The 21403-nt window shown below is 55.2% G+C and carries 24 protein-coding genes; 15 read left to right on the plus strand and 9 right to left on the minus strand.

The features are described 5' to 3' along the window. Positions 1-92: 92 nt before the first annotated feature. Complete coding sequence (locus ACB034_RS06250; RefSeq protein ID WP_371172365.1) at positions 93-446, minus strand: helix-turn-helix domain-containing protein; 354 nt, start codon at positions 444-446, stop codon at positions 93-95. A gap of 124 nt (positions 447-570) precedes the next feature. Between ACB034_RS06250 and ACB034_RS06255 the strand changes: the two genes are divergently transcribed. From ACB034_RS06255 to ACB034_RS06290, 8 genes are all read left to right on the plus strand, one after another. Continuing rightward, the gene (locus ACB034_RS06255; RefSeq protein ID WP_371172366.1) at positions 571-822 is read left to right on the plus strand and encodes a hypothetical protein; all 252 of its coding nucleotides are present in this window, start codon (positions 571-573) and stop codon (positions 820-822) included. Positions 823-996: 174 nt separating this feature from the next. Next, positions 997-2556, plus strand: a complete 1560-nt coding sequence (locus tag ACB034_RS06260) for a replication initiation factor domain-containing protein (RefSeq protein ID WP_371172367.1) — start codon at positions 997-999, stop codon at positions 2554-2556. Between the two features lie 26 nt (positions 2557-2582). Further along, on the plus strand, positions 2583-2903 hold the full coding sequence (locus tag ACB034_RS06265; protein WP_342009865.1) for a hypothetical protein: 321 nt from the start codon (positions 2583-2585) through the stop codon (positions 2901-2903). A gap of 300 nt (positions 2904-3203) precedes the next feature. Beyond that, complete coding sequence (locus ACB034_RS06270; RefSeq protein WP_371172368.1) at positions 3204-3428, plus strand: Flexible pilin; 225 nt, start codon at positions 3204-3206, stop codon at positions 3426-3428. Between the two features lie 112 nt (positions 3429-3540). Then, positions 3541-4782: a hypothetical protein gene (locus ACB034_RS06275; RefSeq protein WP_371172369.1), complete on the plus strand. Its 1242-nt coding sequence runs from the start codon at positions 3541-3543 to the stop codon at positions 4780-4782. 3 nt (positions 4783-4785) lie between these two features. Further along, on the plus strand, positions 4786-5100 hold the full coding sequence (locus tag ACB034_RS06280) for a DUF2523 family protein (RefSeq protein ID WP_342009862.1): 315 nt from the start codon (positions 4786-4788) through the stop codon (positions 5098-5100). Beyond that, complete coding sequence (locus tag ACB034_RS06285; protein WP_371172370.1) at positions 5101-6303, plus strand: zonular occludens toxin family protein; 1203 nt, start codon at positions 5101-5103, stop codon at positions 6301-6303. 15 nt (positions 6304-6318) lie between these two features. Further along, on the plus strand, positions 6319-6546 hold the full coding sequence (locus ACB034_RS06290) for a hypothetical protein (protein WP_371172371.1): 228 nt from the start codon (positions 6319-6321) through the stop codon (positions 6544-6546). 236 nt (positions 6547-6782) lie between these two features. Here the strand turns inward: ACB034_RS06290 and ACB034_RS06295 are convergent, their stop codons facing one another. The 3 genes from ACB034_RS06295 to ACB034_RS06305 all read right to left on the minus strand — a co-directional run bounded on the left by ACB034_RS06295 (position 6783) and on the right by ACB034_RS06305 (position 8440). After that, positions 6783-7430, minus strand: a complete 648-nt coding sequence (locus ACB034_RS06295) for a hypothetical protein (protein ID WP_371172372.1) — start codon at positions 7428-7430, stop codon at positions 6783-6785. A 91-nt stretch (positions 7431-7521) separates the two neighbouring features. Then, positions 7522-7923: a hypothetical protein gene (locus ACB034_RS06300; RefSeq protein ID WP_371172373.1), complete on the minus strand. Its 402-nt coding sequence runs from the start codon at positions 7921-7923 to the stop codon at positions 7522-7524. Positions 7924-8089: 166 nt separating this feature from the next. Then, positions 8090-8440, minus strand: coding sequence for a DUF3653 domain-containing protein (locus ACB034_RS06305; protein WP_371172374.1), 351 nt, complete (start codon positions 8438-8440; stop codon positions 8090-8092). Positions 8441-8611: 171 nt separating this feature from the next. Here ACB034_RS06305 and ACB034_RS06310 point away from each other — a divergent pair, with 171 nt between their 5' ends. Further along, complete coding sequence (locus tag ACB034_RS06310) at positions 8612-8821, plus strand: hypothetical protein (protein ID WP_156140834.1); 210 nt, start codon at positions 8612-8614, stop codon at positions 8819-8821. Between the two features lie 872 nt (positions 8822-9693). Here the strand turns inward: ACB034_RS06310 and ACB034_RS06315 are convergent. Together ACB034_RS06315 and ACB034_RS06320 are read right to left on the minus strand one after the other, a co-directional pair. Beyond that, positions 9694-10941 carry a site-specific integrase gene (locus ACB034_RS06315; protein WP_197064484.1) on the minus strand — a complete coding sequence of 416 codons (1248 nt, stop codon included), beginning with the start codon at positions 10939-10941 and terminating at the stop codon, positions 9694-9696. A gap of 361 nt (positions 10942-11302) precedes the next feature. Further along, positions 11303-11608 carry a YebG family protein gene (locus ACB034_RS06320; protein WP_224209623.1) on the minus strand — a complete coding sequence of 102 codons (306 nt, stop codon included), beginning with the start codon at positions 11606-11608 and terminating at the stop codon, positions 11303-11305. 159 nt (positions 11609-11767) lie between these two features. On the opposite strand from ACB034_RS06320, the gene ACB034_RS06325 reads away from it, so the two are divergent. Next, positions 11768-12643, plus strand: coding sequence for an esterase/lipase family protein (locus ACB034_RS06325; protein ID WP_371172375.1), 876 nt, complete (start codon positions 11768-11770; stop codon positions 12641-12643). A 55-nt stretch (positions 12644-12698) separates the two neighbouring features. Here ACB034_RS06325 and ACB034_RS06330 read toward each other — a convergent pair whose 3' ends face one another. Then, positions 12699-14672, minus strand: a complete 1974-nt coding sequence (locus tag ACB034_RS06330) for an SDR family oxidoreductase (protein WP_371172376.1) — start codon at positions 14670-14672, stop codon at positions 12699-12701. Positions 14673-14920: 248 nt separating this feature from the next. Here ACB034_RS06330 and ACB034_RS06335 point away from each other — a divergent pair, with 248 nt between their 5' ends. The 4 genes from ACB034_RS06335 (at position 14921) to ACB034_RS06350 (ending at position 18253) form a co-directional block, all read left to right on the plus strand. Continuing rightward, positions 14921-15493: a phasin family protein gene (locus ACB034_RS06335; RefSeq protein WP_371172377.1), complete on the plus strand. Its 573-nt coding sequence runs from the start codon at positions 14921-14923 to the stop codon at positions 15491-15493. Between the two features lie 103 nt (positions 15494-15596). Then, complete coding sequence (locus ACB034_RS06340) at positions 15597-16784, plus strand: patatin-like phospholipase family protein (protein ID WP_371172378.1); 1188 nt, start codon at positions 15597-15599, stop codon at positions 16782-16784. A gap of 1 nt (position 16785) precedes the next feature. Then, complete coding sequence (locus tag ACB034_RS06345) at positions 16786-17427, plus strand: TetR/AcrR family transcriptional regulator (protein ID WP_371172379.1); 642 nt, start codon at positions 16786-16788, stop codon at positions 17425-17427. A gap of 25 nt (positions 17428-17452) precedes the next feature. Further along, positions 17453-18253: a hypothetical protein gene (locus tag ACB034_RS06350; RefSeq protein ID WP_371172380.1), complete on the plus strand. Its 801-nt coding sequence runs from the start codon at positions 17453-17455 to the stop codon at positions 18251-18253. A gap of 82 nt (positions 18254-18335) precedes the next feature. Here ACB034_RS06350 and ACB034_RS06355 read toward each other — a convergent pair whose 3' ends face one another. Both ACB034_RS06355 and ACB034_RS06360 read right to left on the minus strand, forming a co-directional pair. Continuing rightward, positions 18336-19763: a wax ester/triacylglycerol synthase family O-acyltransferase gene (locus tag ACB034_RS06355; protein ID WP_371172381.1), complete on the minus strand. Its 1428-nt coding sequence runs from the start codon at positions 19761-19763 to the stop codon at positions 18336-18338. A 258-nt stretch (positions 19764-20021) separates the two neighbouring features. Continuing rightward, a complete protein-coding gene (locus ACB034_RS06360; RefSeq protein ID WP_185378040.1) occupies positions 20022-20399 on the minus strand; it encodes a polyhydroxyalkanoic acid system family protein in 378 nt (125 codons plus the stop codon). Positions 20400-20583: 184 nt separating this feature from the next. Between ACB034_RS06360 and ACB034_RS06365 the strand changes: the two genes are divergently transcribed. Then, the gene (locus ACB034_RS06365; protein ID WP_371172382.1) at positions 20584-21300 is read left to right on the plus strand and encodes a hypothetical protein; all 717 of its coding nucleotides are present in this window, start codon (positions 20584-20586) and stop codon (positions 21298-21300) included. The last annotated feature ends 103 nt before the right edge of the window (positions 21301-21403 follow it).

Below are 21403 nucleotides of genomic sequence, written 5' to 3' on the forward strand. Positions count from 1 at the left end.
TGGTCAACTCTCGTTCCATCCAACTAAATACCTGATAAACCAGCAAAATTGCGTGGGATGGCTTATCGGCGGGTTTCGGATGGGCATTTAACTTAACGCGACATTATGCGCGGTAAGAACTGCCCGTGGTCTGGGGTCAGCAGCACAGCCATAGCAAGGGCTACAGCCGTGCTAGATGCTTTTGTGTACTGGGCCAGGATGTCGTACCAGGCGCGTTTCAGCTCTGGATCGGTGGCTCTGACTGCGTGCAGGTTGATTAGGACTTCTTTCACGTCCAGGCCGATTGCCTCGGCAAGTTTTTTTGCAGTCTCATCAGTAAGTTGCGACTTTCCTTTGTTCACAGCAGAGATGTAAGAGCTGGTAAATCCCAGGTCTGCGGCTGCTTCCTGAAACTGAGTGTACTTTTTGGCTCTCATGTAAGCCTGGATTAGTGCTTTTGAGTCCATAAAACTGCTCCTGAGTCGTACCACTATTGGGCCCATCATACCCAAAAAGGCCAAAATAGCCTCGTTTCCATTTAACTATTTAAATGATTCAATGCATTCAACTAACCATTTGATTGCATGAACCATGACCCACTTTAGCCCACAAAACCTTGATTCGCCTGCTCTTATCGAGCGCAAGGTCTATTGGCAGGCTGAGCCGACAGGCGATCTCTCCGCCTGTGTGGCGGGTCAGGTTGAGATGTTCCGCGACCTGCACGAGATGCGGATCTATCTGTCGATGACCTATCCCGATACCGTTTTTGAGCTGGTCGAGGTCACGGAAGAGACTTGGCAAGGCTTCTATGACCAGGGAGTGTTCTTCGATGACTGGTCATAACCCTGTTACTCCGGATATGCCATTGGCTGGGGTCTGCCACTTCTGCGGTTGTGAGTCCGACACCCTTAGCCGCCTGACCTCAGAGGCTAACCCTGGCGTAGTCCTTCTTATCTGCCCTCAGTGTGATAACGAGCAGTTCCACGGAGGTTGTGACGCACCGGAGGATTTCTTCTGATGACTGGTCATGAATCCGTAATGCCGATAAATAGCGTTATCGGCATCAACGCGGCCCAGGCTAAGGCCGAACCCAAAACCCTGATCGACTATCTCTCCTTTACCTGGGCACCGACCGAGCTGCGCCAGATGACCGAACTTGCCAAGCAAGGCGCGCTGTTGAAGGCTATCCCGCGCTTCAAGACCGAGAACAAGGCCATCCAGGCGGCGTTTTCAGCGCCTGCCGTCGAGGGCCTGCGCTACCTGTGGAAGCGTCCGGTTGGCTTCGCTCCCCTCGCCCGCTTCGACAAGGTGACCGAGCGTCTTTATGACAAGGCCGAGCGTCGCTCCCCCGATACCGCTCCGGTACGGGTGTACGACAAGGCCACCGAGCGGTTGAGCCTCAAGGGTGTGGCCAAGGCCCCCTCCCCTGTGTGTACCCCGTCCATGACGGAAATGATGGAACATGCCCTGCACTCTGGGTACAAGTCCCGCGCCGATATGCGCAAGGAGCTCAAGGCGGTCTGTGCTGACCTGCTGAAGTTCTCCGAGTTCGAGGTGGTCGAGGGTGCCAAGTATTGGGAAGCGTACAACGACTTGATCGACAGCTACGGCGTCCAGTTCCTGGATGCCCTCTGCTGCAACGAGATCGAGTTGTGGTTAGAGGAACTCAACACCAGGATTGGCGTCCCCATCCCCGAGCCGCGCTTTACTATGCGCCCTCGCCGCTCCGGTCTGCACGGTTACGCCAACTCGGCCGACCTGCTGTGTGATGGCCTCCCCTGTGGCCTGATTGGTTGGGGTGCGGCTAACCATGGCTGCATGGTCAGTTTCTCCGGCGTGGGTTGTGCCGCCCTGGATATGCCGGCTTTGCACTCTGTTATCTCTCACATTCCCACGGTGCGTATCACTCGGGTGGATCTCGCCCTGGATGACTACAGCGGTGAGCACATCAATTACCAGGGGGCCATTGCTGGCGCCGAAGCGGGAGCGTTTCACCCGCAGCGGGGCCGCGCTCCCTCCTGGATGAAGATTGAATCGGGTGAGTTCGTGATCACCGAGGTGTGCAAAGGGATTGCCAAGCGCTTTGGCATGGTGCCGACCAAGGGCTGCTCTTTCTACGTGGGCAGCAGGATAAATGGCAAGTGCGCTCGGGTATATGAGAAAGGCAAACAAATGCAGTCGGCAGAATATCCGCATTGGGTACGCGCCGAAGGCGAGTTACACAATAAGGACAGGGAGATACCGCTCGATGTGCTGATTAATCCAGACCCTTATTTTGCGGGGATGTATCCGCAATTTTCAAAATGGCTGGATGCGGTCAAGCAATCGGATGTAACTCCGGTGCGAGTGACCACCTTTAAAAACAAGTTCAAAACCTCCAGGGACAATGCCGTATTTAATATGTCTCGGATGGCGGGCCGCCTTGTCAATTGGTTAGCAAACATTGAAGGGCTAGCCCCTGAGAAGATTGTTAACCAATTAACAGCGCACCTGGAACCGTTGGATATTCCGGCGCGGTTAAGAATGCCGCTTCCACCTGAAATTTTATCGGGTGAGCATCATTTAATTTCGACCTGATAATGGTTCTTCAAAGGATAAATACTATGTCTCTGCTGACTTCTATTCTGGTTACTCGCGTAACTCATGGCTTTGGTGTTTCCCGCAAGTCCGGCTCCCCTGTGCCTTATGACTTTGCCCAGGTGGAATATTTGGCCCCTGCCAATAACGTCAATAAACCCGAGTGCAATATCACTTCCTGGGGCTATGAAGTCCGTCAGCTGGCATTGCGTAACGATGCGGCCACCATTAAAGAAGTGGCCGATTGTCCGAAGTTGGTCGCTATAGATCTTATTCTGGAAGCGGATCCCCAGAATCCGACCCGAAACGTGGTGGTTGGTTATCAAGCCACTAAAAAGCCGGTATAACCGCCGCGCAACGAGGAGGAGGAGCGAGAGCGCGCAGCGAGCGACGACGAGGGCGCGATAATGCTTTGTTTAAATATCACCTCCGAAGGATATGCCAGATTATCTGAGGGGGACTCTTGTCAATATGTGCTCCTGACAGTCCAGGAGCACGCCAAATTAACGGATATATCCAATTGGTTTCAATTTGATGTGTCCACCGTATCAATGGCCTTCGGGTTTGGTTTAACCATGTGGGTCGTTGGTTTGAAACTCGGTGCAGTCGCCCGGGTAATTGTAGGTGCAAAACGAGGATAAAAAATAATGGCTAAAATGTCAGGCATGTTTCGCAATGGTTGCATTGCGTTGGTAGGTTCCGTCTCTGCTGCTGCGGCAAATGCTGAGGGAGGCGCTTCCATTGCTGCTGCTGCTCAGGCGGCACTGGATGCGGCTCAATCGGATGTGACCCAAACCTCTCCGAAGGTTTTGATGGTTGTGGCTTCCGTGGTAGCTGTTGGCATCATGATCGGCCTTATCCGCAAAGCTTAAACCATGTCCTTACTTATAGGGACGCTCTGGTTTTTATTCTTTGTCGAGGGGTTTAGATCATCCTTCTCTATTTAAGGCGACTCCGGTCGCCTTTTTTACATTAGGTGGCATCGTGCGCTTTATTTTCTTATTTATTTTGGCATTGCCATTTAAATTATATGCTTCGTGCCCTACAGGTGTTCAGGTTTCTAACGTTCCTATTTCTACCGCGCTGCCTTATTGCGTTAAATTTGAAAATTCCTCTAAGGGTGGGTGTTTTGTAGATTGCACGGGAGTTTGCATAGAGTTTGCCTCTGGTAGCAAGGGGCCTATTCAAACCACTGGCGTAGAGTGCTCTATTGGTGGCGGTGGTAGTGAGGATGGTAGCGGTGGCAATGGTGGCATTGGTGGTACTCCTGGCACTATTCAGACTTTCCATAGTGGCCCAACTTATGTAGGCAAAGATAATACCGCTGACATTTCCAATTTATTTAATAATCTCGGCCTTACTATCCAAAGTGCCGGTTATTATCAAGCTCGCGCCATTTCGGGTGGCTTTATTAGTTATGTCGGTAATATGAAGGAAGATGTTGCAACGTTAAAGGACTTTGCCGCTCAAAGTTTATCATTGGAGCAGAACTCGGATATTAACAACAGGATGCAGATGCAATCCCTTAGTCATATAGAACAGATGTTACAGGATAAACTTTTTGGTGATTCTGGTAGCTCTGGTGGTTCTAGCGGCTCTGGTGGCGGGACTAATAACGATACGATAGAAAGTTTGTTGCGGGATCATTTGGTTAAAAACTCTTATGGTCAGTCAAATAACCTTTCAAATATTCAAAGTAATACTGACACCATGCAATCAATGATGGGTAGTCAAATGCGGATGTTTGGTGAAATGACGGGTATGTTGGATAACATTTCCAGAAACACCAATGCCATTAAGGATGGTTTGGGCGGTGGTTCTGATGGTGAGGGTGGAGGCTCTGAGCCTGGAGCAGGCGGAGATGGAATAGATTATTCCAAAATGCCTGGTTCTGAGAATAACCCTATGTCGGTTGCGGGTTCTGCTTATAAGTCGTCATGCAATGGCGACAATTGCTATTTTGACGTACCAGGCATGGAGAGGAAATTAGAGGAAACCCGCAAAGCGCTATCAGATAAATATGATGATATTGCCAGGGAAACCAAGGAGGTGTTTTCATTTAATTTATCTGGCCCTGCGGAACCATTGAAGTGTTTGGACTTATTCAGTTACCAGGGAAAGAGCTTTGAAGTATGTCCGCCCTCCCAGGACTACTGGCAGACATTGGCGGCCATGATGATGTTTATTTTCTACTTCATCGCGCTCATGGTTATTTTCAAGAGGTGAGTTATGGAATGGATGGGTGATTTCTTCTCGGGATTCTTCAATGATATTTATAACTTGGCGGTGCAGTTTAGCGCCTGGTTGGCGGTGCGGTTGGCTGTCCAGTGGGTTGAGTTCAAGATATTCATGTTGACATTTACCTGGGATGTGGCCAGGGAAATATTACTGAATATCAAATTTAGCGAAATGCTTTCCCTGGCATTTGATCAGTTACCAGGGAGTGTACGGGGGATGCTGTTATATCTGCACTTTGACAAGGGGCTGGCGATATTGTCCCAGGCGTTTGTCACCCGCTTTATGCTCAACATCATGGGGTGGTAAATGTCCATCAAGATCCATCACGGTGCCCCTGGCTCCTACAAGTCCTCGGGGGCTATTCATACCGACGTGCTGCCCGCCATCAAGGCTGGCCGTCACATCATCACCAACGTGCGCGGGTTCACTGCAGAACGGTGTAAGGAGGTGCTCGGCAAGGCAGTGCCTGACGAATTCCAGGTGACTTATATCGAGACCGAATCCCAGGAGGGCCGCGACCGTCTCGCCCGCTTCTATCATTGGGCTCCCAAAGGGGTTTTCTTCCTGGTCGATGAGGTACAGCGGATATTTCCGCCAGCCTGGCGGCAAAGTGATTTGGATCGCCTGGATTATCCAGGTGGGCCGGATGTGGCCAAAGCAGATGGGCGGCCGGAAACCATCGACGTGGCATTTGATATGCACCGCCATCATAACTGGGACTTTGTATTTACAACCCCGAACATCAAAAAGGTGCACGGCGTTATTAGGGCGGCCTCTGAAACTGCTATTCGTCACACCAATATGAAAATTCTGGGCTTTGGCAGGCGTTATAAAACGGTGCTGCACCTGGCAGATAATAGCGGGTCGTCCGTGTCCGATGTATTGCAAGCCAAGCCATTCAACAAGGTGCCTGATTATGTTTTCAAACTTTATGACTCAACTACAACCGGTCAAGTCACGGATACAATCGCGGGTAGCTCGATATTCCGAGATCCTAAAATTCTTTTTATTCTGGCGCTGTGGGGGCTTTGTGTATTCTTCGGTTTCATTAAGCCGGAATATATTGATAAGTCTGCTAAGGCCCCTGCGCCCTCTCCTGCCGCTGTTTCGACTCCTGGGGCGGTGGGTGCTGCGCCCTCTGCTGGGGTACGTCCTAGCAGCGCTCCTGCTGCGTCTCCTGGCGGGGTTCTTTCTGTAGGGCCGTTCGCTGGCCATCGCCTGATTATCAGTTGCCATATCCTGATCAAGGATGATCGCGGGGAATATCGGGTCGAATATTGCTTTGGCCTTCGCAAAGGCGATGACGTGCAGCCTATATCAAGCGATGACTGGCCGGATCAACTGGCCAGGGTTGAGCCCATCAGTGCCTGTCATGCGGTGGTGAAGTACCAGGGCGAGCCTGTTGATGTGTATTGCGACCCCGAGGGGGACGCTTTGCGGCGCAAGTACAATGCCGCGCTCTACCCTGGCAACCGTGGCAGTGATGCTCCAGAAGATGACCGGACATAATAAAGGGCTGCGGATATGGTGTTTGTGATTGTCGGTATTGAGCTGTTTATTCTGTTTGCGCTTGTAATGGGTGGCGGGCTTGAGGGGGATACGCTTTATCTGGTCTATACGGTGATTGCTATCTTGCTCTCCCCTCTCTGGGGCGGTGTCCTGCTGGTAATGTTGGCGGAGTTCAGTTATCGGTGGAGAATGTGCTGCCGTGCCAGGCGTCGCGCACTGGCCAAGCGTGGCCGGACATCATAACTGCAATAACGTGACTGCGTTGTTTATGTTAAATAGCCAGGCTTAAGACTACAAAGAGCAGGGGCGGTAGCCCCTACAAGCCGCCCCTTGATGCCTATTTGTCCCTCGAAAGCCTCGCGGCGGAACACGCCCATCTAGCCCTGTGACTGGATCACCCCCTTCCCTGCTAAACCGGCTTTTGAGGCTTTCCTGCGCTGAGGGAGTTATGCACTAGCAGGCACTTAGTATCTAGAGGATTAAAACATACCAATACAAAGCAATATAAAATAATGTAATTTTTCAAAGGCAAATCCGAGCAATAATAAAATGTTTTTTATTGTTGCTTTTATGCCAAATATAGACTCCCATGCTGTTATTATTGTTAATGCTAAAATGTGGGAGTTTGTTCGTGATTGTAAAAACTCCATTTTATTTTGAATGTAAATGGAATCGAGCCAGCGGTTATATGTGTCTTCGCCTTTCGAATATAACATTTTTTTATTGTGATTAGCATCCAGTTGATATGTTATAAATAGACCACTGTCATCTTCTTTTTCTGGTGTTATTTTAATTTTCACAAGAAGAATACCGTGCATATCAGATTTGCAATCGTCAATTTTAATTTTCGTTTCTTCATCTGGATTTAATGGCTTTACAAGAACTTCTTCTTGATCCATTGTTTGTTCTATATTGCTTGTTGGACAAGAAATTGCTCCTTCAATTATTTTTGCCGTTGGGGTTGGTGCTGAACCAATATTTTTTATGATTAAGCCCCATTCAAATGGCTCACCTTGAATGATTTCATTCTGTTTTTTGAAAGCGAATCGTCTGCTTTTATTATTTTTGGGTGTAGCATAAAACGAGATCAAAATGTTGTATTTTTGTTTATTGCTTACGTCGTTCATTTTTCATCCTTGTATCAACTTGGCCCCCCGTATAGTAATACGGGGGGAATTCTACTCTAGTCCCCTACCCTCTTGTGCCCTTCCACCTTTCTCACACGATCTTAGGGTAGCCGTACTGATGAGCCTCTTCGTATTCGATGAGTGAACGTTGGTCAAACTCAAACGTCACTAAGTGCTTTTCACGAAGAGTGGAGCAGACAATTACTGAGTGCTGAGCATTGGCGTGTTGATATTGATACTCAACTCTCATCGGGCAACCAGGAGCCATGATATGTGCCACTTGTTGGCCTGGATCGAATTGGGCGGCAACCTTACACGACTTCATATCTATGTTGACAATTTGTTGTAGGTTGTTTGCGGCAACAGTGATGGTCTGATACACCCCAACATTACCGAGCTCACTGCAGGTAACTTTCATGCCGTCTACAAACTCGACATACAGCGTGGTTTCACTGTCAACGTGCTTTACTTTCATACCATGGGCAAATGTCATTAAGCTCTCCTTCGGGTTGGGCCTTATGGCCAACCAGAAAGATCGTACCAGACTGATAAATCTATAGATACGTGTTGACATGCAAAAAAAATCATTTTGTTCAATTATGTCAACAGGTTAAGGCCTGCTTTGGAGATGATAAAATGGGGGCCGTAGCCCCCAAGTGTCACATTACTCCTAGCTTCTTCCTCCAATGGAACGCTTCCTTCTGTTTCTCTGAGCGCTCGACCTGGATGATTGCCAGGGCCTCTATCCTTCGTCTATCAAATCTCACTCCGGTGGGCGAAATCAGGCAGTCGTTCGCCATTCGCCATCCTTCCCAGGCTTTGAAAATCGTGGGCAGCTCCCTGCCCGATGCCATGCGCATTAGCCGTTTACAGACAGGAGGGATCTCTTTGCCTTTATCCCAGTTTGTGACCTGCCTCACAGAAACAAAACAAAGATTGGCCGTCTCTTCAATCGATAAACCGCACTCAAACCAACGAAAAATGAAGTTTTTGGTCAACTCTCGTTCCATCCAACTAAATACCTGATAAACCAGCAAAATTGCGTGGGATGGCTTATCGGCGGGTTTCGGATGGGCATTTAACTTAACGCGACATTATGCGCAGTGTCGTTGGGTGGGAAGCGTTGAGTTGGAGACCCGTGGTAACATTGAAAATCATGCAACATGCAAGTGGGATTTCTCATGGATTACACATTGATTTCAGGCATTCATCCATCGGATGCTGCATCGAAGGAGTTCGCTTTGTGGCAGACGCGTTGCAATCTGTTTGGTTCCGAAGAGGTTTCGCGATATACGCAGAGAATTATTGATACCAATGACGGGCCTCGGTCAGAAAGAAATGACGCGTTCGATGGTCTCCTCAAAGCGATGAAAACGGATCTGGCGAAATGAAATATGGCTTACCAAGCTGAATAGCTCTGTCAGCCATGAGATATATGATCGATTTCTGCAAGTGCCGTCCGCCATTAACAAGTTAGCTAGGCCTGCGGAGATTCTTTTGCACAACACACTACCGGTCTGGTTCCCTGCAGATCGCCTGTAACACATACGCATTGTGTGACACCGCAGAGCACGCGTTTAGCAATGACGGAACCAATATGGGATCTGGATGACGCGTTGATCGAACAGATTCATCCCAGTTGCCCATCATTTTTATCCAGGAGGCTCTTGTTGCTTTCGTTGAGGTATTTGTGGGTGTGTATAACCCCATCACCTTGCTCCATAATGCCAATGCCGATAAATGGGGTTATCGGCATTATTTGAGAATTTCAATTGGCCGAATTTATCCGTTTCTTCGATATGAGCATGCCCTTTAATCAGGCGATAGCGAAATGTTAACCGACCAATTTGTTTAACAACCCGAGACGCCTCTTCCAACCCAACTTCAATGAGCTTCCTGGCTATTTGGAAATAGAAGATCCCCCGACCGTCAGATCCACCCAGGCCTCCTCGCTCACCATGATTTCGCGCTCAGCTGGATAATCGAATAGCCTGTTCCTGGTGTGAGGTGTTATGGCAATAACAATAGATCCCCCTCCCCCTGATCCGGCATCGTGAAGCCACGATATTTGGCAAGACGGGAAGTGGGCGATAAGAAGGGAAGATGTTGACGTCTGCGGGAAACAAATCACATGGCCGTCCCTGGCCAAGGCCCCATGCATGGGGTCCCTCCCCTGCCCCTGTCAATCAACCTAACGTCATAAAAGAAGCTGAGAGTTGAGTGTGGTGAATATATTGTTTTCTGATTTGTTATCTCTCACTTTTTAGCCAAGTCGATCCAGTGGCTTTTTCTGGGCACTCTCATGTCGCTCGCTATTGCTGATATGCAGATATTTCGAGGTGGTATCTATGCTGTCGTGGCCGGCATCGGCCTGGACGTGAGAGAGCGGTCGGCCGTTGAGATTGATATCGTGAGTGATGCCGGTGTGGCGGATGGCATGGGGCGACAGTTGGCGCATCTCGGCCGCATCCTGAGCAAAGCCATCCTGCTCGGCATGATCGGCTCCCTTGGCGATCACCATCATGATGAGATCCCGCAATTGACGGATCCCCAGATTGGCGTTGAGTTGCCCCTGTTCGCGACCATGACCTGCCGCCTTGTGCCGGATAAAGAGCGGTGTCTGTTCGTCCGGCGCCGGCAACGGCGTCAAGCCCAGAAAACGGCGGTAGCGGCCAAGAGCCTCTAGCAGCGCCTGCGACACGGCCACGGTTCGCCGTTTGCCACCCTTGCTCTGGGGAATGTAATAGCCCCAGACGCCGGTTTTGCGATCCCGGCGAAATTGCCCCATGACGGGGGTAAAGCCCGGTCTGGCGGCCACTTCCGAGATCCGCAGATAACAGGCGTACATCAGTATGGTAAGAAATCGGCTGCGTTCGTGCTGCTCGGGATTGTCGCTGGCCAGCCACTCGGCGGCCTGCATGACATAGGACCATTGCAGCTCGCTGAAAGATTGCACCTGATCATCCGGTTCCTTCTCCACCGGGTGTTTCATCCGCTGCAACAACAGCACCGGGTTTCTGTCCATGTACTCTTCCTGGATAAGGTACTGGAAAAAGGCTGACAGGATGGCGAGCTTGGTCTTCATCGCCTGCTCGCTCAGCCGATATGGTAGGGCCCGCCCGAGATCCTTTTTGCCGAGAAAAGGTCGCCAATGGGGATTAGGCAGGCGCTCCCCCCACTCTTTGTCCAGCACGAACTGCGCCACATTGCGATAGGCAATCAGCTCCTGTGGTGGGGACTGGCAGTAGTCCAGATAGCGCATCATGATGCGGCGAGTCAGATCTTTGGGGCTGATGGCGGCCTCGCGAAAGCACCAGTGGAAAAAGGTGGTCAGCTCGCTGCGGTAGGTCTTGTAGTTGTTTTCGTTATGGCGCTGTTCCAGCAGCCAGTCGACCGCCAGTTCGTAGACCAGCCCGGCGTCGGGGACATCGTTCAGACTGAGGTTGGCTAGATAGAGATTGACCTGGGTATTACCGGCTTCCAGGTAGGCCAGACCGTCAAAAAGCGGCATGGCGGGGGGCAAAGAACAAGTTGGATGAGTCATGGTGTAGCTTGTAATGATGATGCTATGGCTTGGCAAGAGTGCATTGATTCAAGGGTAAGTTCAGGGTGTGGATACAAGACCCGCTCGGTTGTCAGCTAATCAGGCTCCCTGACCTGCGGGGCACGACTATCGATAAGTCGATGCTGTTAGACCCGGCATCAAGCTGATACGATGCTGGCGACCGCACTCTGAATACGGCTCTAATTTATGCAATAAATATGCGGCGTTGTTAAAAAATTCTCGGGGTAAATATCGACTTAAATGACTGTAAATGCTGATTTTGTGAATGCGGTAGATATTTACCCCAAGCGCGGCGTACCAGGGGGCCTTAGGCCACCTGCTTGAGCGGCTTCTCTTTGCGTTTGGTCGGCGCCTGTTCATCTTCCTTGTTGCTCGTCGTCTGCAGTTTGCCGCCACGCAGCAGGGTTTGCAGTCGATCACGCTGTTCGGCCAGGTAGAATGCCAGGCTCTCTTGCTGCTGCGGGGCCAGCTCGATGGGGGCCTCTTCCAGCAGCAGCATGAGCTCGTCCGCCGTATCCAGCAGCTTGTCATAGGCATCTGCCTCTTTCTTACTGGCAAAGGTCATCTTCTCCACTCCCCCACGAACCACGACATATTTGATTTCGACAGCCATGATGGCCTCCTCTTGGTGTTGGTCAGTAGAGTATATGTATGGATATACAGTATTGCAAACAGGGGAAGGGAAAAGTGCGATGGAGGAAGCAGCTATTGACGTCGTTAGATAGTAAAGTGTCATTTGGCTTCTAGGTCTGACTGGTCGGAGCATGGATTGATGACGATCGTACAACACCTGTTTATCCTGCTGATGGTGGAGGTGCTGTTGCTCGGGGGCATTGGCCGCCTGGTGATGGATCTCCCCTGGCTGTTGACCCTGCTGTGGGTGGCGCTGACTCTGCTGATGTTGCGCTGCCTGGTGGTGCTGGGCAGCTGGCTGTTCACCCGCTTTTACCCCTCCCCGGCTATCAGCCTCTGGGCCAGGGTCAAGATGATGGCTGGCGAGATGCTTGCCTACCTCTACACCTTCACCTGGCTGCTCCCCTTCGAGCCGCTGCTGATGGCCCCCGATCGGTTGCCACCCTGCCGGCGTCCCGTGTTGCTGGTACATGGTTATGGTTGCAGCCGCGGGATCTGGCGCACCCAGCGAGCCAGACTTGAGGAAGCTGGCCATGTGGTGGCGACCATCACCCTCTCTCCGCCCTTTGGTCATATCGACGAGATGGTGCCCCTGCTTGCCCGGCGGATTGACCATGTGCTGGCCCAAACCGGTGCCAGCCAGCTGGTGCTGATCGGTCACAGCATGGGGGGGCTGGTATGCCGCGACTATCTGGCGGTCGCAGGCGGTGACAAGGTGGCCGCGCTGATCACCCTGGCGACCCCTCATCAGGGCAGCCAGCTGGCGATGCTGGGGGTGGGTGCCAATGCCCGCGAGATGGAGCCGGGCTCCGGCTGGTTGCAACGCTTTGCCTGCGTGCCCCTGTGCGTGCCTGGGGTGTCGGTGCGCACCAGCCACGACAACGTGGTGATGCCCCAGGAGCGTCAGCGGCTGGACGGGATGGAAGATATCGAACTGCCCGCTCTCGGCCACCTCTCGCTGCTCTACTCCCGTCGCACCACGGATCTGCTGCAGGGGCTCTTGAAACGCTTCTGAAAAAAAACGGGCCTGATCACTCAGGCCCGTTGTGTTTATGACTTCTTTCGTGTTGCTAGAAGTGGATCCCCTTGATCAGGGTCGAGACCGCGACCTGATCGGCGGTTGCCTTGGATTGATCGCCATCTTTGGGGTCGGCAAAGGTGCGAAAACTCGTGTTCATGATCACCTGGGCCACTCGCGGGGCCAGAGCATGGACCACCTGACCGAAGACCCCGAGGCGGGTCGCCAGCCGTACGTGCTTGTTGATGATGGTGTCGCACACCAGATCGGCCGCCTCTTCCGGCGTCATCATGGGCACCTGGTCATAGACCTTGGTCGGCGCCACCATGGGGGTCTTCACCAGCGGCATATTGATGATGGAGAAGTTCACCCCCTTGTCGGCAAACTCGGAGGCCGCGGTGCGCACCCAGGCGTCGAGGGCCGATTTGGAGGCAACATAGGCCGAGAAGCGCGGCGCATTGGTCAGCACCCCGATGGAGGAGATGTTGATGATGTGCCCCTTCTTCTTCTCGATCATCCCTGGCAGTACTCCCATGATCACCTTGAGCGCTCCGAAGTAGTTGAGCTGCATGGTGCGCTCAAGATCGTGGAAGCGATCGAAGGAGTCCTCGATGGAGCGGCGGATGGAGCGACCGGCATTGTTGATGAGGATATCGACCCCGCCATGATCCGCCACGATTTGTTGGGTGATGGCTTCCCCCTGTGCCAGATCGGCCAAGTCACCCTGATAGACCTGCAGTGACAGGCCGAGTTCGGCAAATTCGGCCCGGGTCTCGGCAATCTTCTGCTCATCGCGGGCGATGGTCACGACGATAGCCCCCGCCCCTGCCAGTTTGCGGGCCGTGGCCCGACCAATGCCGGAAGTGGCGCCGGTGACCAGTACCACCTTGCCCTCGACCCGGCCGCGCAGGGTGCGGTCGATGAAGAGCTCGGGATCGAGGTGGCGCTCCCAGTAGTCCCACAGACGCCAGGCGTAACTGTGCAGCGGAGGCACTTCGATGTCGGTTCCTTTCAGTACGCGCTGGGTCTCCCGGCTGTCGAAGCGGGTCGGATAGTTGATGAGGCGAAATACATCCTTGGGCAGCCCCAGATCGGCGATGGCGGCATCGCGGATGCGGCGCACCGGCGTCATGGTCATCAGCATCGCCATCAGGTGGCGCGGGATAAAGCTGAACAGGGAGGCATTGATGCGGATGGCGGGTTCCGGGGCGTGGGCGGCGCGGGAGAAGGTGCTGAGCATATCGCCGACCCGCATCGGGTTGGGATCCGTCAGGTGGAAGGTCTTGTTCTCCTCCCCCGCCTGATGAGAGATGTGGGCCATGGCATCGACCACGAAGTTGACCGGCACCACGTTGATGCGTCCTCCTTCCACCCCGATGGCGGGCATCCAGGGGGGGAGCAGGCGACGCAGCTTCTGGATGGTCTTGAAGAAGTAATAGGGGCCGTCAATCTTGTCCATCTCGCCGGTGTTGGCATCCCCTACCACGATCCCGGGCCGGTAGATGCGCCAGGGCACCATGCACTCCTTGCGCACGATCCCCTCGGCCTCGTGCTTGGTCTGGAAATAGGGCAGATCGAGCTGCTCGGCCTCCTCGAACATGTCTTCCCGAAACAGGCCGTCGAACAGGCCGGCTGCCGCGATGGAGCTGCAGTGATGAAACTGGCGGGCGCCCAGCTGGGCCGCCAGCTGTACCGCCTGACGGGTGCCGTCGACGTTGACCTGCTGCTGGACGCCCGCCTTGGCGTTGAGATCATAGATGGCGGCCAGGTGAAAGAAGTGATCGATCCGATCGCGAAGCTCCCCTTGCAGCGCCTCTGTCACTCCCAGCAGCGGCAGCGTCATATCCCCGAATACCGGAGTAGCTCGTCCTTCATCCACCTGCCAGTAGTCGTAAAGCTCGGGTAATTTATCCTGATTGGCGGCGCGCATCAGAAAATAAACGTGATTGTCAGGGGATTGTGCCAGCAATTTCTTAATCAACCTGCGCCCGATAAAACCACTTCCGCCTGTGATGAAATAGTTCATGTTATGGTTCCGCTACTGATTTTACTGTTAGTTGATGTTAGGTATATCACGATTCATATGGGAATCTTCAATACAATTACCGGTTCGTGAGCCATCCCTAAATTCAGTTAATCGACTATTTCGTTATTAGGTAGAACCCTCTATTTTTTGTCCATAAACTGAAGATGAAAAATCAGTAATGCCTCAACCGGATTGCCGTTGTCGTTGTCGCCATTACATGTATCTGCCGTTATTCAAGGAGCAATATCATGGCTAAAAAACTCAAAGCGCTGGCCGGTTCGGTCACCGACAACCAACTCGCCTCCACCATCAAGGAGTCGACCCAGCAGATCTGGTTGGCAGGGCTCGGTGCCTATTCCAAAGCCCAGGAAGAGGGTGGCAAGATCTTTGACGCCCTGGTGCAGGAAGGGGAAGCTCTGCAGGCCAAGACCCGCCAGAGCGCCGATGAGAAGATCGCCGCCGTGGCCGACAAGACCGCCGGTACCTGGGGCCGTCTGGAGCAAGTGTTCGAGGAGCGCGTCGCCCGTGCGGTGGCCAGCCTCGGGATCCCGACCCGCAAGGACATCGACAAGCTATCCAAGCGCATGGCCGAGCTGACCGAGGTGGTGCAACAGCTGCTGGATGCCCAGGAGGGCGAGGCCCCTGCCGCCGAAGCCAAACCTGCCCCGGCCAAAAAGCCGGCCCCTCGCAAGGCTCCGGTAAAGAAAGCGCCGGTCGCCAAGGCCAAGGAGGCGGCCGCTGAAGAGGCTGCGGATCTGCTCTCCGCCGCCGAAGAGGCGGTAAAAGAGGTCAAGGCCAAGGCGGAAAGCGTCCTCCCCTGATCCCCTGACGGTGCACTGCTAATCGATACCGGCCCATGCCCTGCGCTGGGCCGGTATCGTCATGAAAAGTGTCATGAAGAGTGTCATGGAGAGGGAGGCGACTATGAGTACGATCGCGATGGCCCTTGCCGGCGGGGGCCCGCTTGGTGGCATCTATGAGGTCGGTGCCTGTGCGGCGCTCTCCGACAGCATCCGTGGGCTGCGCCTCGAGCATGCGGATATCTATGTGGGGGTCAGCTCAGGCGCAGTGGTCGCCTCGGCCTTGGCCAACGGCATTTCGCCGGAGAAACTGGTGCGGATCCTGCTCAGTGACGATGCCAGCGAGATCTTCGACCCCGCCACCCTGCTGCGCCCTGCCTTTCGTGAATATGTCGCGCGCCTTGGCACCATACCGCCGCTGGCGTGGCAGAGCCTGACCCACTATCTGGCCGCCCCCTGGAAACACAGTCTGTTCGAATCCCTGCAGGGGCTCGCCAAGGCGATCCCGACCGGCCTGTTTGACAACCGTGGGGTGGATCGCATCCTGACCCAGTTCTTCTCCCGCCCCGGTCGCAGCAACGATTTTCGCGAGCTCAACAGTCGCCTCTTTGTGGTGGCGACCGAGCTCGATACCGGTCACCCGGTGGCTTTCGGCAGCCCGGGGTACGACGATGTGCCCATTTCGGCCGCGGTACAGGCCTCGGCCGCCCTGCCCGGCCTCTTTCCCCCTTCGCTTATCAACGGTCGTCACTATGTGGACGGGGCGCTGATCAAGACGCTGCACGCCTCGGTGGCGCTACAGGAGGGGGCGGATCTGGTCCTCTGCATCAATCCGCTGGTGCCCTTCGATGCAGACATGGCGACCTGCGAGCCCACCAATCTGGTGGATAGCGGCCTGCCGGTGGTGCTGGCCCAGACGTTTCGCGCCATCATTCACTCGCGCATGCATGTGGGGATGGACCGTTACCAGCATCAGTACCCCGATGCCGACGTCCTGTTGTTTGAACCCTCCCCCGCCGATGGCGAGATGTTCTTTACCAATGTGTTCAGTTACCGGGATCGCCGCCGTCTGTGCGAGCACGCCTATCAGCACACCCGCCGGGATCTCTGGGCGCGGCGCGATACCCTGGCCCCTGTGCTGGCCCGGCATGGCCTTGAGCTCAATCTGGCGGCGCTGGCGGATAAACAGCGCTCCCTGCTCACCCCCAGCACGGATGCGGTGGCGGCTCTCGACCGCTCGCTCGAGCAGTTGCAGCACTGGCTCACCCGCCGCTATGGCCAGGGGGCGCGGCGCCCCGTGTCGAAGGAGTAGCATGGAGCGCAAACCCAAGCGGCGTACCCGTGAGAGGATCCTGACCACCGCCCTTGCCTGCTTCAACCAGCAGGGTGAGAGTGCCGTCACCACCACCGCCATCGCGGCCGAGGTGGAGATAAGCCAGGGCAACCTCTATTACCACTTCCATAACAAGGAGGAGATAGTCAACGCCCTGTTCGGCGAATTCGAGCAGGAGATGACCCGTCTGCTCGATGCGGTCAGCGCCCCCTCCGACGAGCCGGAGGATATCTGGCTCTTCCTGCACCTGATGTTCGAGACCATCTGGAAATACCGCTTTTTCTACTACGACATCTCGGCTCTGATGAACAGCTATCACCGGGTCGAGCGGCACTTTTCCGCCTTGCTGCGGCGCAAGGAGCAGACCGCCGCGGCCATTTGTCACCATCTGCAAACGGTGGGGCTGATGTCGGGCACCTTGCAGCAGATGCAGTCGCTCGCCGTCAATATCGCGCTGGTGGGGACATTCTGGATTTCCTATCAACGGGCCCTGCACCCTGGCGAGGACGCCGATATCGCCCGTGGCGTGTTTCAGGTGATGCAGCTGGTGGCCCCCTATTTGCGCGAGGATGCCCGTGTTCATCTGGACGCCCTCGCCCACCACTACACCAGCAAGGTGTGAACCACATGCAACAGGGAGAACATGCATGACAACCTCACAGTCCCAACTCTCCGATTTCATCCCTTTCCCCTTTCCAGGCGGGGCCTATGAGTACCCGGGCGACGAGCTGGCCGAACAGTGGGCCAGGCTGCATCAGGGGGATGCCGAACCTTGGCCCGAAGATCCCAAGGTGCAGGATGCCTGGCGCGCCTACCACACCGGGGATTTTGCCCTGGCGGTGGCCCTTGGCAACGACGCCGGAGAGGCTGGGCTCAATGTGGTGAACAAGGCGCTGGTGATCCACGCCAGCTACCTGCTGGAGGACAAGTACGCCAAGCGGGCCGCCTTTGAACTCGCCGCCAGCAACGCCGAGAAGCTGCAAAAGCGGCAGCCTGACAATGCCAACGCCTGGTATTTCCACGCCCTGGCGCTGGGGCGTTACAGCCAGGTGATCTCCATTTCCAAGGCCCTTTCCCAAGGGATCGGCGACAAGATAAAGAGCAGCCTGGAGAAGGCCCTGGCGCTAGCCCCCGAGCACGCTGAGGCGCATATCGCCTTCGGGGCCTGGCATGCGGAGATCGTCGACAAGCTCGGTGCCATGATAGGCGGCCTCACCTACGGGGCTAAAAAGGAGGAGTCAGAGCGCCACTTCCAGGCGGCGCTGGCCCTTATTCCGGACTCCGCCATCGCCCGTATGGAGTACGCCAATGCTCAGGTGATGCTCTATGGCAAGAGCCGTTTGAAGGCGGCCGAGGCCCTCTATGCCGAAGCGGCCAGCTGCGAGCCGGCCGATGCCATGGAGCGGCTCGATGTGGAAGCGGCTCGTGAGGAACTGGAAGAGGAGTAACGATTACCTTTAGCGCAAACAAGGAGGCCAACCGTCGGGTTGGCCTCTGTTTTTTTAAGCAAAGGGCATGCGGGGTGGCGGCTCAGCCCAGCAGCGCATCCAACCCGTCCGGGTCAAACAACAGCTCGGGATCCATCAACACCAGCAGCAACAGTTGCTCAAACTCCACCGCGAAGCGTTCCACTACGCTGTCGGGATCCGGCACTCTCAGCTTGTCGGTGATAAGGCCGAGCTGCACCTTGTTGTCGTAGGAGAGGATCGATACCCCGACCCCGATATCGCCGGCCTGGGGTACCCAGAACAGCGGCTGGCGCAGACGGGCTCCCGCCAGATAGAGGGTCTGCTGGGGGCCCGGCACATTGGTGATGACGGCGCTGGCCTTGGCCGAGAGCAGATCGACCGCCTGTTGCTGCACCGTCTTCGGGGCCATGCCCAGCACCTCCAGCAAATTGAGCACCACCACGGGTTGTAGCGAGCTGCGCAGAGCCTGCATGCGATCGCGCACCGTGAAGAGCCGCTGCAGCGGGTGCTCGATATCAAGGGGTAGATCCAGGGCCACCAGCCCGAAGCGGTTGCCAAGGGTGCCATCATCGTCGGGTGCTCGCATATTGACCGGCACCAGGGCGCGGATCTCAATCTTGTCAGCGTCCTCCCCGTGGGCCTGCAGGTAGTGGCGAAACGCGCCGGCGGTGGCCGCGATCAGCAGATCGTTGACCGAGCAGCCGAGCACCTTGCCCACCGCCTTGATGTCCGGCAAGGGGATCTGCTGCGACCAGGCTACCCGCTTGGTGCTGCCGGTCTTGCCTTTGAGGCGGGAGGGGGAATCGTCCGCCAGGGTGGCGATGTTGCACAGCTCGCCCGCCACGTCACGGCCGGTCTTGAGATAATCCATCGCCTTGGTCGGGTGAGTGAGCACCTCCACGTATTTGGACCAGAGGGTGCCGGTGAGCTTGAGCCCGGCCCGCACCAGGCGGCTGCCTTGATGCGACTCCTCCTCTTCCTCGTCATCCTCATCTATGCGGGGTTCGGACAAGGGAATGGCGGCCGGTTTGGGGGTGTTGTCCATCATGGTGAGCATGGCTTTAACCAGGGAAAAACCGTCCCCCATGGCGTGATGGATGCGTACCACCAGCGCCTGACCGCCAAGCGAGGTGTCGGTCAGGTGCATGTCCCACAGGGGACGCTGCGGGTTGAGGGGGGTGGAGGCAAGATCGGCCACCAGCTTTTCGAGCTCCAGCTTGCCAGCCTCGCCCGGCAGGATCACCCGTTTGAGATGCTGATCGAGATCGAAGTCGGGATCGTGGCGCCAGTAGTAGCTCCCCCCTTCCAGCACAGCACGCTGGTGAAAACGTGGTTGCAGGGAAATGGTGTGACGAAGACCTTGTCTCAGGCGCGCTTCGTCGAGCTGTCCGTCAAACATCAATACCCCGATGATCTGCATCAGGTTGTTGGGTCTGTCCATGCGCAGCCAGGCGGTATCGACGCAGGAGATAAATTCACTCAATGGCATCTTTGTTTCCCTACAAAATGCATTTTCGAGCTCATCAGTCATGCCGAACGGCATATTGGCATGGGGCATGTGCACGGTGAAATGACAATAAAAAGAGACGGCTTTCAATTAAACAAAACAAAAAGAGTTGTGTGGTATTCAAGCAGCCTGAGGCAGATTATTTATTCCCCGGTTAAATAATCGGCTCGTTTCAAAAATAGATATTCAAACAAGGCGTCCTGCTAAAATTTATTATCCGCGAGGCGCCTTGAAAGAGTTTTAAACAGATTTCGGGCAAGGGAGCCGATGTTTCACATAATCGAGGATCTCCTGCTCCAGCACGCTGCGTACCGGCAACAGCATCAATCCCAGATGCACTTCAAGATGCAGGGAGTCTTCGTCGAGAGTGAGCAGCCCCTGTACCCCGGAGCCGCGAAAGCGCAGTTCCGTCTCCTCCTCGTTCGCCCATTCGCAGTCAAGCTGGTAGCTTTCCCCCATATCCTGGGCGATGGCTTCGGCGGCCAGTCGCGCTGCCGCCAGGCCCAGTTCATGCCGGCGGCTGACCTGAATGGTGGAAAGTGGGTTGCTGCCGCTGCGCGAGTCATAGAGGAACATGGCGAATACCTGCTGGGAAATGTTTATTGATATTAAACACATGTTCACGACAAGTGAAAGAGGTGTGCCGATAAATGGGACTCACTTAACAGAGTCGGTGGTCTGCTACTGGGCACCCGGGCTTGCCATTTATTCCCGGCCGCCGGCGCGTTACACTTTCTCTGACGCTATGGCAAAGCCACTGATTTTTCGACCCTTTGTTTATCCCCAGGCCAGAGAGCACGACATGACCCATCAGGATGACGCGAGTATCCAGGAGCGGCTCTATAGCCAGCTCAACCGGGTTGCCTCCCTGCGCGAGCAGATCCGCACCCACCCGCAAGACAGGGCGGACCGGGACAGGCTGCGCCAGTGGCAGGCTGACCGGCTGGGGCGCACCCATCAGGATCTGCTGCAAAGCGATCGTTATGGCCCGGCCGCCGAGTTCTTCCTGACCGATCTCTATGGCCCCGGGGATTGTGCCCGCCGGGATGCTGACGTGATGCGGGTGATGCCGACCGCCGAGCGTTTCTTGCCCGAGTCCGGCCTCAAGGTGCTGGCCCAAGCGATCGAGCTTGATGCCCTCTCGGAGGAGCTCGACTATCTGATGGTAGTGGCGCTGCGCCGCATCGATGGCATCGACCCCATCAGCGCGACCCATTACGCCATCGCCTATCGCGCCGTGGGAGAAAGGACGCGGCGGGAGCAGCAGATAGCGCTGGTGGGTGAGCTTGGCGCGACCCTGGACCGACTGGCCCGAAAGCCCCTGCTCGGTACCACTCTCAAGCTGGTCTCCGGACCTGCCCATCTGGCGGGGCTGGGCGAGCTTTTCTCCTTCGTCGAGCGCGGCTATCGGGTCTGCCACCAGATGGGGCGAGCCGATGAGTTTCTGGCCACCATTGCCAACCGCGAGACGGCGATCATGGACGCCCTGTTTGCCGGGAATGCCGATGTATTGACCTAAACGGAGGGAATGGCGGGCAGTCAGCGCGCTGCGTCTCTTTTCCGATAGCCAGGGCAAGAAAAAGCGGGCCAGATGGGCCCGCTGTCGTAGTTGGGTTTTTTAG

The organism is Aeromonas sp. S18(2024) (genome assembly GCF_041402525.1).
GTDB lineage: Bacteria > Pseudomonadota > Gammaproteobacteria > Enterobacterales > Aeromonadaceae > Aeromonas > Aeromonas enteropelogenes.

Bases quoted from the DNA above. Each gene is read 5' to 3' on its own strand.
- ACB034_RS06250 (WP_371172365.1), bottom strand. From the start codon at position 446: ATGGACTCAAAAGCACTAATCCAGGCTTACATGAGAGCCAAAAAGTAC.
- ACB034_RS06255 (WP_371172366.1), top strand. From the start codon at position 571: ATGACCCACTTTAGCCCACAAAACCTTGATTCGCCTGCTCTTATCGAG.
- ACB034_RS06260 (WP_371172367.1), top strand. From the start codon at position 997: ATGACTGGTCATGAATCCGTAATGCCGATAAATAGCGTTATCGGCATC.
- ACB034_RS06265 (WP_342009865.1), top strand. From the start codon at position 2,583: ATGTCTCTGCTGACTTCTATTCTGGTTACTCGCGTAACTCATGGCTTT.
- ACB034_RS06270 (WP_371172368.1), top strand. From the start codon at position 3,204: ATGGCTAAAATGTCAGGCATGTTTCGCAATGGTTGCATTGCGTTGGTA.
- ACB034_RS06280 (WP_342009862.1), top strand. From the start codon at position 4,786: ATGGAATGGATGGGTGATTTCTTCTCGGGATTCTTCAATGATATTTAT.
- ACB034_RS06285 (WP_371172370.1), top strand. From the start codon at position 5,101: ATGTCCATCAAGATCCATCACGGTGCCCCTGGCTCCTACAAGTCCTCG.
- ACB034_RS06290 (WP_371172371.1), top strand. From the start codon at position 6,319: ATGGTGTTTGTGATTGTCGGTATTGAGCTGTTTATTCTGTTTGCGCTT.
- ACB034_RS06295 (WP_371172372.1), bottom strand. From the start codon at position 7,430: ATGAACGACGTAAGCAATAAACAAAAATACAACATTTTGATCTCGTTT.
- ACB034_RS06300 (WP_371172373.1), bottom strand. From the start codon at position 7,923: ATGACATTTGCCCATGGTATGAAAGTAAAGCACGTTGACAGTGAAACC.
- ACB034_RS06305 (WP_371172374.1), bottom strand. From the start codon at position 8,440: ATGGAACGAGAGTTGACCAAAAACTTCATTTTTCGTTGGTTTGAGTGC.
- ACB034_RS06310 (WP_156140834.1), top strand. From the start codon at position 8,612: ATGGATTACACATTGATTTCAGGCATTCATCCATCGGATGCTGCATCG.
- ACB034_RS06315 (WP_197064484.1), bottom strand. From the start codon at position 10,941: ATGCCGCTTTTTGACGGTCTGGCCTACCTGGAAGCCGGTAATACCCAG.
- ACB034_RS06320 (WP_224209623.1), bottom strand. From the start codon at position 11,608: ATGGCTGTCGAAATCAAATATGTCGTGGTTCGTGGGGGAGTGGAGAAG.
- ACB034_RS06325 (WP_371172375.1), top strand. From the start codon at position 11,768: ATGACGATCGTACAACACCTGTTTATCCTGCTGATGGTGGAGGTGCTG.
- ACB034_RS06330 (WP_371172376.1), bottom strand. From the start codon at position 14,672: ATGAACTATTTCATCACAGGCGGAAGTGGTTTTATCGGGCGCAGGTTG.
- ACB034_RS06335 (WP_371172377.1), top strand. From the start codon at position 14,921: ATGGCTAAAAAACTCAAAGCGCTGGCCGGTTCGGTCACCGACAACCAA.
- ACB034_RS06340 (WP_371172378.1), top strand. From the start codon at position 15,597: ATGAGTACGATCGCGATGGCCCTTGCCGGCGGGGGCCCGCTTGGTGGC.
- ACB034_RS06345 (WP_371172379.1), top strand. From the start codon at position 16,786: ATGGAGCGCAAACCCAAGCGGCGTACCCGTGAGAGGATCCTGACCACC.
- ACB034_RS06350 (WP_371172380.1), top strand. From the start codon at position 17,453: ATGACAACCTCACAGTCCCAACTCTCCGATTTCATCCCTTTCCCCTTT.
- ACB034_RS06355 (WP_371172381.1), bottom strand. From the start codon at position 19,763: ATGCCATTGAGTGAATTTATCTCCTGCGTCGATACCGCCTGGCTGCGC.
- ACB034_RS06360 (WP_185378040.1), bottom strand. From the start codon at position 20,399: ATGTGTTTAATATCAATAAACATTTCCCAGCAGGTATTCGCCATGTTC.
- ACB034_RS06365 (WP_371172382.1), top strand. From the start codon at position 20,584: ATGACCCATCAGGATGACGCGAGTATCCAGGAGCGGCTCTATAGCCAG.